Consider the following 15,044-nt stretch of genomic DNA (forward strand, 5'->3'; position numbering starts at 1 on the left):
GCCCGCGGTCACGCCGCGGCCGTGCGGAGACGTCCGAGCTGGGCAAGGGTGTACGCAGCCCTGGCCTTCAGCAGGGCGATGCGGTCAGCCTCTTCCAGCAGCGCCTCGAGCTCCTGCCGCTCGACATCGCCGAGTTCCCCCCGTGCATTGTGCCGCAGAAGCGCCCTCATCCGTCGCTGGCGCCCGGGCGCGACAACGGAGCTGGACAGCGCGACGAGCTCCGTCTCGCTCATCCCTCGCAGCGCCTCGAGCCCCGGCTGGCCGGACGGCTCGTCAGCGGGCGCCCCGGCCTCGCGCAGGAGCATCTCGGCCAGCTCGGTCTGCGCCTTCCGGGGCAGACGTCGCGCTGCGGCGAGGATCTTCTCCAGCTCCGAAGGGTCCAGCACGCTCATGGCTGCATGCTACCACGCCCCGCGAGCCCCGCGAGCCCCGCGAGCCCCGCGGCTACCCCTGCCCGCCTGGCCTGCGCTCCTCCGGGCCCCGCTCCTCGTGCTGCGGGAGCGCCCCGATGGGCCGCGCCTCCTCGGTCGCGCCGCCGTCCGGCGCCGGCTCCTCCTCCTGCGCAGCCGCCGCGCCCGCAGCCGCGGCTGCGGCCGCGATGCTCGGATCCCGCGGCTCGAGCGAGCCCGCGGGGCCCCCGCGGCCCGACTCCTCGTAAGGACCGCCGCCGAGCGTGCCCGGCGCGCGCAGCTCGGCGTCCTTCGGATGCGGCCCGTCGAGCCGGAAGATTCCCTTCGACTGATCGACCTCGTCGATTCGCCCCTTGCCCTGCGCCTGCGGCTCGGACCGCGCCTTCTTATCGCGCCCCATGGTTCCCCTCCCTCGGCCGACGCGCGCCGTGCACCTCCCGCACACGCGCGCTGCCGTCCGCTGCGTGCACGCGAGGTGCCGGCGCGCGCCGACCCCGGCCGCCGCCCCGCCCGCGCTCACGCCGGCCGCGCTGCGTCCCCTCCCCCGCTCACGCCGGCCGCGCCCTGCCCGCCCGTCGACGCCTGCACCGCGACCGCCGGGGTGATCTGCTCCGGCGGCGTCCCCGCGGCCATCTGCTGCGCGATGATGAGCTCGCGCGCCTCCTGCCGCAGCCCGGAGAGCTTCGTCGCGAACACCGCCGCCGCGACGACGCAGCAGGCTCCGCCGGAGGCGACCGTCGCGGGCGCGCCGATGCGGTCCGCGAGCCAGCCCGCGAGCAGCGCGCCGAGCGGGGCCATCCCCATGAACATCATCGCGTAGACCGCCATGACGCGGCCGCGCAGCGCGTCCGGCACCATCGCCTGCACGAGCGTGTTCGACCCCGCCATCTGCACCATCATCGAGAAGCCCACGGGCACGAGCAGCGCCGCCGACAGCCAGAACGAGCGCGACAGCGCGAACAGCCCGAGCGCCACCCCGAAGCCCGCGCACGCCCCGACGACCCAGTGGCCGAGCCCGCGGAGCCGCCGGCGGCTCGCGAGCGCCAGCGCGCCGAGCAGCGCGCCGACGCCCGACGCGCCCATCAGGATGCCGAGCCCCTGCGCGCCGCCGCGGAGGATCCGGTCGGCGAAGATCGGCATCAGCACCGCGTACGGCATCGCGGTGACGCTCACGACCCCGAGCAGCAAGAGCAGCGCGCGGACCGCGCGCGTGCGCGCGACGAACCGGAAGCCCTCCGCCGTCTCGGCGAGCGCCGACGCGCGCGCCGCGACGCGCGGCCGCGGCGGGACGCGCATCGCCAGGAGGCTCGCGATCACGGCGAGGAAGCTCACCCCGTTCGCGAGGAAGCACCACGCCTCGCCGATCGCGCCGACGAGGATGCCCGCCACCGCCGGGCCGACGATCCGCGCGCCGTTGAACATCGACGAGTTCAGCGCGATCGCGTTCGCGAGGTCCTCCCGGCCCACCATCTCGACGACGAACGCCTGCCGCGTCGGGATGTCGAACGCGTTCACGACGCCGAGGAGCACGCTGAACCCGAGGATGTGCGCGACCTGGATGCGCCCGCTCATCGTGAGCGCGGCGAGCCCGAGCGCGAGCACCATCGCGGTCGACTGCGTGGCGATGAGGATGCGGTGGCGGCTCCGCCGGTCGGCGACCGCGCCCCCGATCGGGGCGAGCACGAAGACCGGGATCTGCGTGGCGAACCCGACCGTGCCGAGCAGCAGCGACGAGCCCGTGAGCCGGTAGACGAGCCACGACTGCGCGACCGACTGCATCCAGGTGCCGACCAGCGAGACGAGCTGCCCCGAGAAGAAGAGCTGGTAGTTCCGGTGGCGGAGCGCGCGCAGCAGCGCCGCGCGGGAAGCCGGCGGCCGCGCGCGCTCCGAGGCCGCGGGGGGCGGCACCGCTTCAGGCTGACCCATGGCCGCAGTATTGTACGGGCTGCGCCCGCGGACCCGGGCATCGCGCATTCGACCGGCGCGCTCGACCGGCGCGCTCGACCGGCGCGCTCGACCGGCGCGCTCGACCGGCGCGCTCGACCGGCGCGCTCGACCGGCGCGCTCGACTGGCGCGCGCGCCTGGGGGCCGGCCGCACGGCGCGCGGTGCCGGGCTCTTCCGTGGAGCGCGCGTCAGCCCTTGCCGGCGTAGTTCGCCGGCCACGCCGCCGAGAGGCTGCCGCCGTCGATGGCGAGGTCCAGGCCGGTGATGAACGACGCCTTGTCGCCGAGGAGGAACGCGACGGCCGAGGCCACCTCCTCGACCCTGCCGACGCGGTTCATCGCGTGGAGCGACGAGGCGAAGGCGCGGCCCTCGGGCTGGTCGAGGCGGAAGTTCGCGACGGACAGCTCCGACTCGATGATGCCGGGGCTCACCACGTTCACGCGGATGCCCTGCTGCGCGTACTCGACCGCGGCGGTGCGCGTCATGGCGACGATGCCCGCCTTGGCGGCGCTGTAGGCGGAGAGCCCGGGGTAGAAGCGCGACACGGCCACCGAGGCGCAGTTGACGATGGAGCCCCCGCCGCCCGCGAGCATCGCCTTGATCTGGTGCTTCATGCACCAGAAGGTGCCGCGAAGGTTGGTGTCCATCACGAGGTCGTAGTCGTCGTTGGTCGTCTCTGCGAGCCGCGCAAAACTGCCGCAGCCCGCGTTGTTGAAGCTGCCGTCGAGGCGGCCATAGGTGGAGAGCGCGGCGTCGACGAGCGCCTCGATGTCGCGCTCGACCCGCATGTCGGCGGTGACCCAGGTGATCTCGCCGCCGCGCTCCTTGACCTCGGCGACGAGCGCGCGCCCCTGCGCCTCGCGCCGCGCTGTCGCGACCACCCTGGCGCCCTCGGCGGCGAGCGCGACGGCCGTCTCCCTGCCGATGCCCGAGCTCGCGCCCGTGACGATGACGACCTTGCCTTGCAAAGCTCCCATGCCGCACGTCCTCTCTCGAAGGTAAACAAGCCGCCGCGACCGGCTCCGGCGCTCCAGATGCCGAGATGGAACAACGGTCTTCCGGCGCCTGGAGCACCGACCAGCCGCGCCAGACGGACGGGCGACGATGCCAAGGGCGCGGCGAAAAGGGAAGCGATTCCGGCGCCCTTCGCGTGCTTCGGCGCGGCGCGCGGCGCGCGGCCCTGGGGGGGACATGGCGGTTCATGGCAATTTGCGTTCGTACCGCCGCGCCGGTGTGGGCCGCGCAACCTCTGCTTCGGTCTTTCGTCTCGTGTTCCCGGGCGATGGCGGGTATGTTCCCGCGCTCGCGCAGGAGAGATGACGATGAGAGCGATGTGGCGGGGTATCGGGGTGTTCGGGGCCGGGCTGTTGACGGCGGGCGCGGCGTGCTGCTCGGAGAGCTGCTTCGTGCGCGGCACGCGCATCATCACGCCGCGGGGCTTCCGCCGCATCGACGAGCTCGATTTCGGCGACGAGGTCTTCAGCCTGGACCTGGCGCGGCGCGCGCCCGTCGTGCGCCGGGTAGCGCGGGTGCTCCGCGCCACGGCGACCGAGGTCCTCCACGTCGCCGCGGGGGAGCTCGTCATCGCCGGCGTGACGGCCGAGCACCCCTTTTACGACGCCGAGCGCGGCGCCTGGATCGAGGCGAGCACGCTGCGCGAAGGGACTCGGCTCCTCGCCTGGCTCGGCTCGGCGGACGTCCGCGAGCTCTCGGTCACGGCGCACCGCCCGGCGCCGTCGGCCGGCAAGATCGAGGTCTTCAACCTGACGATCGATGGACCGGAGCGGAACTACTTCGCCGAAGGCCTGCTGGTGCACAACAAGCCGTGATCGGGCTGCGACCGAGGTGGGTACGACGAGGTGTCGGACTGCAATGACAGCAGTCCCCTGGTCCATCCGGGAGCCGAGGAGGAGCGCGGCGATGGCTTCGACAACAACGGTGATGGGGTGAGCTGCGGCGACGAGGTTGGCGCGGGCGGAGCAGGTGGCGCGGGCGGTTGAGCGCTCATGGACGCGGTGAATGGCTGTCCGGGCGTCCAGCGAGGTGCATCGCGGCGCCGCTCCCTACCCGCGTTGTTCCGCCTTGCCCGGCGGGCGCCCCCTCTCGATCAGCCCTCCAGCGAGCACCAACCTGCGCTGTCGAGAAAAGCACCGCCCCGCGCTGTAGCCAGAATCGCACAACGCGACGCGTCAAAACCGCCCCGGGTCCGGTGCACGAGCGATCGGCCGGGGCCGAGTTGGGGTATAGCCCTGCCCCCATGAACCGCCCTCGCCTCGTCGCCGGCGCGATTTTCCTTGCCGGCCACCTCTTCGCGTTCGGTTGCAGCGCTCCCAAGCCGGAGCCCGAGATCGCCTCCTCGGCCCCGCAGAGCGGCTACGCGGAGCGTTATCCGGCCGAGCTCCAGGCCACGGCCACGTCGTTCAGCGATCGCGAGGACATCGCGAAGCGCACGGCCGACCAGTTCAAGGGCTACCCCGACCAGCTCAAGAAGCCGGACTGGAAGGTCGTCGTCGAGGTCATCGAGCAGGCGGACGCCGCTGGCCGCAGCTACGACTACGTGGAGCGCGTGCGCGCCGTGGACGGCGCGGTGGCGTTCTTCAACGAGAACAAGGACGAGCTCACCCGCAAGGTGAGCGGCGCCGCGCAGTACGTCGTCAAGCAGAAGGGCTGCGACGTCGACGTCACCGGCGCCACGTCCCACGCGCTCGAGGAGGGCGTCGAGCGCCAGCTCGAGAAGTACGTCCGCGACCGCAACGAGGCGCACCGCCGCCTCGATCGCCACCGCGCCTCGCTCGGCAAGGAGAACGCCGCGGCGCTCGAGAAGCAGGCCGACGCCGTGAGCTTCACGAGCTACCTCGTGCACATCGATCTGGTCGAGCACAAGGTGCGGCTCCGCCGGATGCTCGAGGAGATCGAGGCGGTCAAGGCGTCGATCGACGAGGCCGTCGCGGCGGAGCGCGCGTTCCAGTCGTCGGGCAAGCGCACCGACGAGGAGAAGAAGGCGTCGGACGCGCGCATCGACGAGCTCGGCCGCAGCAAGGCGATGCTCGACGCGTCCGCGACCCAGGCGAAGCAGATCGACGAGGCGATGGACGAGCGCATCGCCGCCGCCCAGAAGAGCTACCGCGAGTCGATGGACGCCCTCCTCGCCACCCTCCGCAAGAACGCCGGCCTCGCCGCCGAGCCCGGCGACGGCTGATCACAGAGGCACAGAGGAGAGAGAAGAAAAAGGGAACCACAGAGGCACAGAGGGCACAGAGGGAAGAGAAGAGAAAAAAATTCTTCTCTCTCCTCTGTGCCCTCTGTGCCTCTGTGGTTCGAATCTCTCTTTCTCTTCGACGGCGTCTCGCGCTGCCACCGGCCTCTCACGCGGGCCGGTGCTCGAGCCACCGCTCCGCCATCGCGAGCGTCCTCCGGTTGTCCGGCAGCGTCAGGAACCGCTCCCGCCACACCGGATCGCTGATCTTCGCCGCCCGCTCCAGCAGCCGCTCCCTCGCCGCCGCGATCGCCGCCGCGCAGTCCGCCTCCATGCCGTTCGCCGCCAGCGCCTCGGCGTAGACGAGCCGCACCGACGACTCCCCCTCCTCGATCGCGCCGATCGCCTTCAGCATCGAGAACGCCTCCCCCGCCGCCGACAGCCCCTCGTCGAACCGCCCCATCCCGAGCAGCGCCCGCGCGCGCTCCGCCACCGCCGCCGCGCGCAGCGGCGGCGCGCTCTGCAGCACCTCCGCCGCCGTCCGCGCCTCCCGCTCCGCCCCCTCGTAGTCGCGCGCGATCAGCGCGATCCGCGCGAGGTACGTCCGCGCGCTCCCCTCCTGGCGCGGATCCCCGAGCCGCTGCGACAGCGCGATCGCCTCCCGCTCCGTCCGCTGCGCCTCGTCGATGCGCCCCTGGTAGCCGAGGACGTGCCCCAGGTTGCTCAGCGTCGCCGCCACGAGCTCGTGCAGCCCCATCCCCTCGGCGCCCGCCAGCGCGCTGCGCAGCACCTCCTCCGCGCCCGTGAAATCGCCGAGCTCCGCGTGCATGTAGCCGACGTTCATGCGGACCGCGCAGGCGTTGCCGCGGTCGCCGGCGCGCTCGAACGCCGCGAGCGCCGCCCGGAGCCCCGCGAGGCACGCGCCCGGATCGCCGTTCACGAGCGCCCGCACCGACCGCGCCTCGTGCAGCCGCGCCGCCACCTCGACCTCGCGCTCGGCGAGGTCGGTCCCGTCGCCCTCGACCGCCTCGATCAGCGCGTCCGCGAACGCGTAGCGCCCCCCGAACACAAGCAGCAGCGCGCCCTCGCCGAGGCACATGTGCTTCGCCACGAGCGCGCCCTCCGCCGCCTCGGCGGCCTGCGCCACGCCCATCCAGCGCTCCACCCGCTCGAAGCCGCCCAGCTTGCCCGCGGCGACCGCCACCTGCTTGATCGCCGAGAACCACGCCGCCGACCCGGCCGGCAGCCGGTCGACCGCCTCGATGCCGCGCTGCTCCGCGAGCGCGAGCTCCCCGCGCCAGACGTGCGCCTCGGCCTCGACGAGGCGCAGCGCGCCCAGCGTGTGCGCCGTGGGGCCGCACGCGATCCCCCGCTCGGCCCGCTCGACCGCCGCCGCGAGGTCCTGCGCGCGCAGCGCCTGCTCGGCCGCGCGGCAGTAGGCGGACGCCGCCCGCGACAGCTCGCCGCCGCGCTCGAAGTGCTCCGCCAGCGCCATCGCCTCCGCCGCGCCCGCGCGCGAGAGCCAGTCGCCCGCGAGCCGGTGCCCGAGCCGCCGGTCGCCCTCGGTCAGCATCCCGTACGCCGCCTCCCGGACGATCGCGTGCTGGAAGCTGTACTCGACCTCGCCGGGCAGGCTCCCCTCGCCGCGCCGCGCGATCACCTCGCGCTGCTCCAGCTCGACGAGCTTCGGCGCCACCTGCGCGCCGCCCACGAGCGCCGACACGCCGCCCTGCCAGAACGTCTGGCCGAAGATGCTCGCCGCGCGAAGCACGCGCCGCGCCTCGACGTCGAGCGCCTCGATGCGCGCCTGCACCATCGCCAGCACCGTCTCGGGCAGGTCGGCGCCCTTGCCGTCGGCGACCGCGCGGAGCTGCTCTTCCAGGTAGAACGCGTTGCCGTCGGCCCGGTCGACGATCATCGCGAGCAGCTCCGGCGCCACGTCCTCGCCGAGCACCTGCCGCACGAGCCGCTCGCTCGCGCGGCGCGGCAGCCCCGAGAGCTGCACCTCGTGCACCCCGCGGCCCGCCCAGAGCTTCGGGAAGAGCTCGTGCACCTCGGGCCGCCCGAGCGCGAGCACCATGAGCCGCTGGTCGACGAGGTTGCGCAGCGCCGAGTCGACGAGCATCACGCTCGGCAGGTCGCCCCAGTGCAGGTCCTCCAGGACGAGGAGCACCGGCCGCGCCGAGCACTCGGCCCGCAGGAGCTCCTCCCAGGCGAGGCGGATCTGGTCGCTCATCAGCACGGGGCTGCGCCGCGCCGCCATGAGCTGCACGCTGTCGCCGTCGGGGAACGGCACGCCGATGAGCTCGCCGAGGAACGCCGCCGTGCGCGCGGAGTCGCCCCGGCCGTACCGCGCCACGCGCGCGCGGATCTTGTGCTGCCGCGCCTCGATCGGCTCGCCGTCGAACAGGCCGATCGCGCGCCGGAGCGCCGGGGCGAGCATCGCGAACGCCGAGCCCGCGCTGATCGGGTCGCCGCGCCCGAACCACACCTCGATCTCCTCGCCGCGGTCGCGGAGCCGCCGCAAGAGCTCGGTGCGCAGGCGCGACTTGCCGGCGCCCGCGGGCGCGGTGACGAGCACGGCGCTCGGCGTCGACTCCTCGACGCAGTGCGAGAACGCGGCCTCGAGGAGCGCGAGCTCGCGGTCGCGCCCGACGCACGGCGTCGGCCTGCCGAGCAGCGGCGGCGTCGTGGCGAGCGCCTCGCGCTCGCCGTGGAGGCGCAGGCCGCCCTTGTCGCGCGTGACGTCGAACCGCGAGCCGAGCAGCCCCGCGGTCACCTCGTCCATGCGGACGGCGTCCACGCGGACCGGCGCGTGCGCGGGCGGCAGCAGGTGGACCGCGCGGTCGATCAGCTCGCCGACCGGCAGCCGCGAGGAGATCTCCGCGCGGCCGGTGACGAGCGCGACGGGCACGCAGCCGAGCAGCGCGTTCAGCGCGAGCGCGCAGCGCGCGGCTTGCGCCGCGAGGTCGGTCGGCGCGCCGCCCGCGGTGAGCACGATGAGCGGCGAGCGGGACTCCAGGATCTCGAGCTCGCCCTGGTAGCGCTCGGCCACGGCGATGAGCGCCTTGCTGCGCTCCAGGTCCTCCTCCTGCGAGCGCGTCGCCTCGGCGTCGCCGGTCACGTCGCGCGCGAGCACGAGGCACATCATCTTGCGCTCGTTCGTCGTGATCTCGCTCCCGCGCAGCGTGTTGAACGGGCGGCTGCTCACGGCGCCCGCGCCCACGTCGTCGAGCGCGAGGAGCTCGGCCGCGACCGCGTCGCCGTCGCGGGGTCGGGCCTGCGGCGCCTTCGCGAGCATGCGCGCGACGAGGTCGTCGAGCGCCTCGGGGATGTCGCCGCGCAGCTCCCGCAGGCGCGGCGGGTCCTCGAGGATGACCTTGATGAGCACCGAGAGCCCGTCGGCCCCCTGGAACGCCGAGCGCCCGGTGAGGCACTTGAAGAGCACGCAGCCGAGCGAGAAGACGTCGGCGCGGGCGTCGATGACCGGCTCGCTGCGGGCCTGCTCCGGCGCCATGTAGCCCGGGGTGCCGAGCATCGTGCCGGGCATGGTGAGGTGCCGGTCGATGGCGCCGAGGCGCACGACGCCGAAGTCGATGAGGGTGACCCCCTCGATCGCGCCGCCGACGAGGAGCAGGTTGCTCGGCTTGAGGTCGCGGTGGACGAGGCCCGCGCGGTGGATGACGCCCAGCGTGGAGGCGAGGGTCGAGGCGAGCGTGACGCTCTCGGCCACCGTGAGCGGCTTGCGGGCGAGGCGCTCGGTCAGCGTCTCGCCGGCGAGCCATTCCATCGCGAGGAACGGCTGCCCCTTGTCGGTGACGCCGTGCGCGATGTAGCGCACGATGCCGGGGTGCCGCAGCGCGGTGAGCGCCTCGAGCGCCTCCGCCTCGCGCGCGAACCGGACCCCCTCCTGGAGCCCCCGGCGCTGCAGGACCTTGAGCGCCACCAGCTCGTTCGTGGCCAGATCGAGGGCGCGGTAGACGTCGCCCATCCCCCCCGAGCTGGCGAGGCGCTCGATCTGGAAGCGACGGTCGATGACGTCTCCCACGCGCATCCCGACGCCCCGTCTTACCTGAGACCTCGCATGAGCCTGCTTACAACCGTGAGTAAACGAACTCGCCGCCGATCGCCAGCGGCTCCGCCCGGAGCGGCCGGACGCGGCGACGACGCGGCGGGGCGGCGCCGCCAGGAAGAACGAGACAGCGCCCAGAATATGTAACATGAACAACAATTCACCACAGCGGCCCGAGCTGTGGGCGGCGAGCGGAGCGCGGGCGGCGTCGCGCCCGTCCGCCCGGCTGCCGCGGGTAGGCGCTCGCGGCTGCCCTGGCGTCGGCGCTCGCGCGGCTGCCCTGGCGTCGGCGCTCGCGCGGCTGCCCTGGCGTCGGCGCCGGGTGGAACGTCGCGCGCGTTTCACGGCGGGCGCCCTCGCGGCAGGAGCGATCCGGAGGCCGCGCCATTTCACCACAGTGGGGCAAAGCGCCCTGGTCACCGGGCGCGCGCCACGATTGCTCGTCGTGATGGTCACAGCGTTTCGAATTGGAATGCATGGCATGCTGCGTGCTGGACTGACGCGCATGAAGACGAAGCTGTCCAAGAAGCAAAAGAAGAAGCTCAACAAGCTCGGTCGGAAGGTCCTCAAGCCCGTGGCCGCCGTGACGAGCATCGCCGCGGTGTTCGCGGCCGGATTGTACAGCGGCGCGGCGAGGAGCTATCTGTCCAGCGCCGGCAGCGCCGTGACCCGCAAGGTGAAGGGACTGGCGAGCTCGCTGGGCGTATCGAAGCTGGCCAATGGCGTCTCGGGGAGAGCTCGCCCGGAAGTCGAGCTCGTGCAGTCGTCATGAAGAAGAAGACCCGTCGTGCCCTTCGAAGGGCGGTCAAGGCCGTGTCGACGGCAGCCGCGATGATCGCGGTCGAGACGATCGGCGCCGCCGCCGGGAGCCTGCTGAAGGACGCGCTGAAGAAGCGGCGGCGCGGCCGCTGAGCTGCCCCGCCGCGGGAGCACCTGGGCGCGCGGAGCACCCCCGCGCGCCGAGGCGCTCCCGCGCGCGCCGCACGAGCGTCTCGCGCCGGACGCTGTCCTGGAGTAGGTTCCGCCCCCCGATGGACACCCGAACTTACTTCCAGGGCAAGAGCGTTCTCGTCACCGGCGGCTCGAGCGGCATCGGCCTGTCGTTCGCGCGGCTCGTCGCGGGTCACGGCGCCGCGGTGACGCTCGTCGCGCGCCGCCGGGCCCTCCTCGAGGAGGCGGCGGTGGGCATCCGGCGCGAGCACCCGTCCGCGCGCGTCGACGTCCTCGAGCTCGACATCAGCCGGGCGGAGGACGTCGCGCGGGCGATGGAGTCGCTGCTCGCCGAGCGGCCGATCGATCACCTGGTGAACAACGCGGGCGCCGTGATGCCGGGGCGCTTCCTCGAGCTGCCGATCGAGGAGTTCCGGAGCATGATGGACGTCAATTTCTTCGGCGCCGTCCACCTGTGCAAGGCGGTGTTGCCGTCGATGGTGGCGCGCGGCAGCGGCCACGTGCTCAACGTCTCGTCGCTGGCGGGCGTGATCGGCATCTACGGCTACACGCCGTACGCGGCGAGCAAGTTCGCCCTTACCGGCTTCTCGCAGGCGCTGCGCGCGGAGATGTGGCCGCACGGCGTCCGGGTGAGCGTGTGCCTGCCGCCCGACACGGACACGCCGCAGCTCGCGTTCGAGAACCGGTACAAGCCCGCGGAGACGAAGGCCATCGCGGGCAACGTGAAGACGCTGGAGCCGGACGCGGTGGCGCGCAGCATGGCCGACGGCATGGCGCGCGGTCGATTCGAGATCTACCCCGACGTCGGCTCGCGCGTGAGCGCGATCGCGCAGGGGGTGCTCCCTGGCGTGGTCCGCTGGGTCTGCGACAGCGCGCAGCGCAAGGCCGGCCCCGCCGCGGGCTGAGCGCAGGACCGCCGCGCGGGCTCTCCCGCGGCCGCTCCGGCTGCGCGCCGGCGCGACACATCCCCCCTCTGTTCGACGTCACGAGGCGCCCGCGCACGGGTTGCGCCGGCGGGCGCATCCGCCGCGCCCGAGCGGCTCCGCGCGCGCGGATCCGGCCTCGACGCGACGGACGGCGAGCGGCACGGACGTTGCGATGCTGCGCGATCGAGCCATCGAGTCGAGACCACGTCACGGGAGGAATCCATGGAGTCGAACACCTCGAGCAACGCGAAGCCGTTCAACGTTCTGGCCGCGATCGATCTCTCGCCGGCGAGCCGAGGCGTGCTCCTCCGCGCGCTGTGGCTGGCGAACGCGGAGGAGACGGGCGGCGAGGTCCATGTCGTCACGGTGGCGGACACCGGCGCCTCGGACGCCGCGGCGCGGCTCCAGCAGCTCGCGACGAGCGCCGTCCAGGAGTTCGCCGTGCCGTCGCGGCCCGCGCACGTCCAGCGGGTGATCACGCACCTCCTCACGGGCGACCCGGCGCAGGAGATCGTCTGGCTCGCGGCGCACATCGACGCGGATCTCATCGTGATGGGTACGCACGGGCGCACGGGCGTACAGCGCCTGCTGCTCGGCTCGGTCGCCGAGCGCGTCGTGCGGACCGCGGGGTGTCCTGTCTGCGTCGTCCGGAACAAGCACCACGACCAGTCCTGGCGCGTCCCGGAGATCGAGCCGCCCTGCCCGGACTGCCTCGCCGAGCGCAACGAGAGCGGCGGGGCGAGCCTCTGGTGCCAGCGGCACCAGGGCCATATCCGCACGCACGTTTACTCCGGCGCCGAGACGACGAGGAGGGTGCGCCAGGCGGTGGTGCCCTGGGGGTTCTCGCCCTGACGTCGCGCCGACGGGAGCGCCGCGCCATCGGCCCTGTGCGCAGCGGGCGGCCGTCGATGGGCTAGAACAACAACGATGAGCGAGCGAGAAATGAACCGCCAAGACGCCGAGGACGCCAAGAAGAAGACAAGCTCTTGGCGTCCTCGGCGTCTTGGCGGTTCGAAGCTCTGCTCGCTTCAGGCGGGTTCAACCCGCTTGTTGCTCCAGGCCTCGATCAGCCGCGCCGCTCCGCGCGCCCGCGCGTCCGCGCGAGCGCGTACCGGAAGCCGTTCGCCAGGTCGCTGCGCGTCACCATCGCGCCGAGGTCGAGCCCCTGATCGACCATCATGCGCGCGGCGCCCGGCCGCAGGCCGACGAGCACCGCCTCGGCCCCGAGCAGCCCGGCCGCCTGCGCCGCCTGGGCGAGCTGGGACGCCGCCGCCGCGTCCACGGTCGCCATCCCGGTGACGTCGATGAGCACGACCCGCGCCCTCTGCGCGTCGATCTCGCGGAGCATCGACGCGATGAAGTGGCTGGAGCGCTCGGCATCCATGACGCCCACCACGGGCATCACCAGGATGCCGTCCGCGATCGGCACCACGGGGCTCGAGAGCTCGCGGATCGTCTGGAGCAGCGACGCCTGCTGCTGGTTCGCGCGCTCGAGCTCCGCGCTCCGCTCGGAGATCCGGCGGAAGAGCCGCGCGTTCTCCACGCCGACCGCCACCGTGCTGGCGACGCGGACCAGGAACGACACGTCGTCGCGCCCGCACGCCTCCCTGCGCTCGCTGCTCAGGACGAGGGCGCCGAGGACATTGCCCCGGGCCCGGAGCGGCAAGACCACGACCGTGCGCGCGCCGGCGTGGGCCGCGGGCAGCGCCGCCTCCGCGCGCCCGTCGCCCTCGTCCGGGTCGATCACGAGCGGGCTGCCCGCGTCGAGCGCGCGGCCCACCAGCGAGCGCGCCGCGATCGAGACCTCGTCCTCGATGACGGAGCGCGACGGCGGCGGGAACCCGATCAGCATGATCTCGGCCGGATCACCGGCGGACGGGCTCACGCCGCCCTGCTCGGTGTCGACGCGGCGGGCCGCCTCGCGCGTGAGGTAGTCGCCGAGCGCCGTCGACCACGGCGTCGGCTCGAGGGTGACGCAATCGACGTCTGTGTGCAGGACGCGCGACGGCGGCAGCTCCGCGAGGGTCGACGAGATGCCCCGGGTGATCATCCGGTGGAGCACCTCGACGCCGCGGAAGCCCATGTCGTGCTCGCGCTGGACGATCGTCGCGTGGATCGTGCCCTGCCGGAGCAGGGCGACCGTGCTGGCGATGAGATCGAACCCGACGATCTTGAGATCCCCGCTCCTGCCGAGCGCCTTCGCGGAGAGGCCCCAGCACGGCCCGTTGTCCGCCGCGGCCCCGAACGCGCCGGCGATGTCGGTCCGCGCCCCGAGCGCCGCCGTGGCGAGCCTCGTCCCGGCCGCGAGGCCCCAGTCGCACGCGACGGTCGGCAGCACCGTGACGCTCGAGCCGAGCATCTCCGCGCGGAAGCCCTCGACGCGCTCGCCGACGTTCCGCGCGAGGTCCACGGCGCCGAGCGCTGCGACGACGCCGCCGCCCGGGAGCAGCCGCTTCATCATCGCGGCCGCGAGCCTGCCCGACGCCACGTTGTCCGTCCCGATGTAGAGCTGCGCCCGGCTGCCCGCGACCGGCGGCGTGTCGATCACGACGACCGGGATGCCCGCCTCCGCCGCCTGTCGGAACGCCTCCTCGGCGTCCTCGGGGTTGCTCGGCGCGATGAGGATGCCGGACACGCGCCGGCGGATCGCCTCGTCGAGCAGGGCGCGCTGGGACCCCTCGCCGCCGCCGCCGTCGCCCGTCCGGAAGTCCACGGCGATGCCCAGGGGGCGCCCGGCGCTGACGGCCCCGGCGCGGATGTTCTGCCAGTAGGTCGTCGGCTCCGACGGCGGCGCCCGGTACACGCGGGCGCGCCGGGAGCCCCGCGCCGGCGCGGCGGCGCCCGGGGGGCTGTCGTCCTCGAGCGCCCAGAGCTCCACCGTCTTCCAGTCCTCATCGAGCTGCACGCTCTTGATGCCGTGGGCGATGGTCTCGATGAGATCGTGCAGCTCGACCGTCGTGCCCACCGCGCCCAGCAGCCGCTCGAACAGGCGGATCTCCTGCGCCGATCTCGCCTTGTCGTCATGGAGCCTGTTCCGCTCCAGCGCGTCTCCGGCGGCGTCCGCGATCACCTCGATCATGGCGCGCCGCTCCTCTCCGGGAGGCTCCAGGGTCGGCTGCTCGACCGCGAGATACCCCACCGGCTCGCCGCGCGCGTGGATGGGCGCGACGAGCACGCCGGCGCCCTCGGGGACGCCGCCGCTCACCTCGATCGGCGCAGGCAGGAACGCCCCGTACCACGCGCGCGCGGCGACGACGCAGATCCCGCGCGCCGCGTCGGGCGCCGCCGCGGGGGCGAGCGGGGCGCCGCCTCCGGCCAGCGCCCCTGCGGCGGGCATGTACGGCGCACGCTCGCGAGGGCCGTCAGCCCCTATCAGCGCCCGGAGCGCGAAGCGGTGATCGTCGCGGAGCAGCAGGGCGCCGCGCGGCGCGCGAGGAGAGATGGCCATGGCCCGACGCACGATCTGCTGAAGGACGGCGAGGAGGTCGGGCACCTTGAGCATGCGGTTCGTTCCGAGCGGCCTCTAGCAAAGCGCGGTGTGCT

Annotated in this window: 13 protein-coding genes; 7 read left to right on the forward strand and 6 right to left on the reverse strand. The window is 73.6% G+C overall.

Annotation, left to right across the window (positions count from 1 at the left end; translation table 11 throughout):
• Nucleotides 1-8: 8 nt before the first annotated feature.
• The 4 genes from WMF24_RS24525 to WMF24_RS24540 form a co-directional block, all read right to left on the reverse strand.
• Complete coding sequence (locus WMF24_RS24525) at nucleotides 9-392, reverse strand: hypothetical protein (protein WP_437729794.1); 384 nt, start codon at nucleotides 390-392, stop codon at nucleotides 9-11.
• Nucleotides 393-444: 52 nt separating this feature from the next.
• Nucleotides 445-810: a hypothetical protein gene (locus tag WMF24_RS24530; RefSeq protein WP_437729795.1), complete on the reverse strand. Its 366-nt coding sequence runs from the start codon at nucleotides 808-810 to the stop codon at nucleotides 445-447.
• Between the two features lie 116 nt (nucleotides 811-926).
• Nucleotides 927-2,336, reverse strand: coding sequence for an MFS transporter (locus WMF24_RS24535; RefSeq protein WP_437729796.1), 1,410 nt, complete (start codon nucleotides 2,334-2,336; stop codon nucleotides 927-929).
• Between the two features lie 208 nt (nucleotides 2,337-2,544).
• Nucleotides 2,545-3,333, reverse strand: a complete 789-nt coding sequence (locus WMF24_RS24540) for an SDR family NAD(P)-dependent oxidoreductase (protein ID WP_437729797.1) — start codon at nucleotides 3,331-3,333, stop codon at nucleotides 2,545-2,547.
• A 345-nt stretch (nucleotides 3,334-3,678) separates the two neighbouring features.
• Here WMF24_RS24540 and WMF24_RS24545 point away from each other — a divergent pair, with 345 nt between their 5' ends.
• From WMF24_RS24545 to WMF24_RS24555, 3 genes are all read left to right on the forward strand, one after another.
• The gene (locus tag WMF24_RS24545) at nucleotides 3,679-4,185 is read left to right on the forward strand and encodes a Hint domain-containing protein (RefSeq protein ID WP_437729798.1); all 507 of its coding nucleotides are present in this window, start codon (nucleotides 3,679-3,681) and stop codon (nucleotides 4,183-4,185) included.
• A gap of 30 nt (nucleotides 4,186-4,215) precedes the next feature.
• On the forward strand, nucleotides 4,216-4,356 hold the full coding sequence (locus tag WMF24_RS24550; protein WP_437729799.1) for a MopE-related protein: 141 nt from the start codon (nucleotides 4,216-4,218) through the stop codon (nucleotides 4,354-4,356).
• 257 nt (nucleotides 4,357-4,613) lie between these two features.
• Complete coding sequence (locus WMF24_RS24555) at nucleotides 4,614-5,555, forward strand: hypothetical protein (RefSeq protein WP_437729800.1); 942 nt, start codon at nucleotides 4,614-4,616, stop codon at nucleotides 5,553-5,555.
• 166 nt (nucleotides 5,556-5,721) lie between these two features.
• Here WMF24_RS24555 and WMF24_RS24560 read toward each other — a convergent pair whose 3' ends face one another.
• Complete coding sequence (locus tag WMF24_RS24560) at nucleotides 5,722-9,606, reverse strand: serine/threonine-protein kinase (protein WP_437729801.1); 3,885 nt, start codon at nucleotides 9,604-9,606, stop codon at nucleotides 5,722-5,724.
• A gap of 166 nt (nucleotides 9,607-9,772) precedes the next feature.
• Between WMF24_RS24560 and WMF24_RS24565 the strand changes: the two genes are divergently transcribed.
• The 4 genes from WMF24_RS24565 (at nucleotide 9,773) to WMF24_RS24580 (ending at nucleotide 12,353) form a co-directional block, all read left to right on the forward strand.
• Entirely contained in the window at nucleotides 9,773-10,396 is a 624-nt protein-coding gene (locus WMF24_RS24565) for a hypothetical protein (protein WP_437729802.1), read from the forward strand.
• Complete coding sequence (locus WMF24_RS24570; RefSeq protein WP_437729803.1) at nucleotides 10,393-10,536, forward strand: hypothetical protein; 144 nt, start codon at nucleotides 10,393-10,395, stop codon at nucleotides 10,534-10,536. The genes WMF24_RS24565 and WMF24_RS24570 overlap by 4 nt, the downstream gene beginning before the upstream one ends.
• A gap of 119 nt (nucleotides 10,537-10,655) precedes the next feature.
• Nucleotides 10,656-11,480, forward strand: a complete 825-nt coding sequence (locus tag WMF24_RS24575; RefSeq protein ID WP_437729804.1) for an SDR family oxidoreductase — start codon at nucleotides 10,656-10,658, stop codon at nucleotides 11,478-11,480.
• 243 nt (nucleotides 11,481-11,723) lie between these two features.
• Nucleotides 11,724-12,353: a universal stress protein gene (locus WMF24_RS24580; protein WP_437729805.1), complete on the forward strand. Its 630-nt coding sequence runs from the start codon at nucleotides 11,724-11,726 to the stop codon at nucleotides 12,351-12,353.
• A 214-nt stretch (nucleotides 12,354-12,567) separates the two neighbouring features.
• Here the strand turns inward: WMF24_RS24580 and WMF24_RS24585 are convergent, their stop codons facing one another.
• Nucleotides 12,568-15,003, reverse strand: a complete 2,436-nt coding sequence (locus WMF24_RS24585; RefSeq protein WP_437729806.1) for a substrate-binding domain-containing protein — start codon at nucleotides 15,001-15,003, stop codon at nucleotides 12,568-12,570.
• Nucleotides 15,004-15,044: the final 41 nt, after the last annotated feature.

It is taken from the genome of Sorangium sp. So ce1335 (assembly GCF_051521615.1).
Lineage (GTDB): Bacteria > Myxococcota_A > Polyangia > Polyangiales > Polyangiaceae > Sorangium.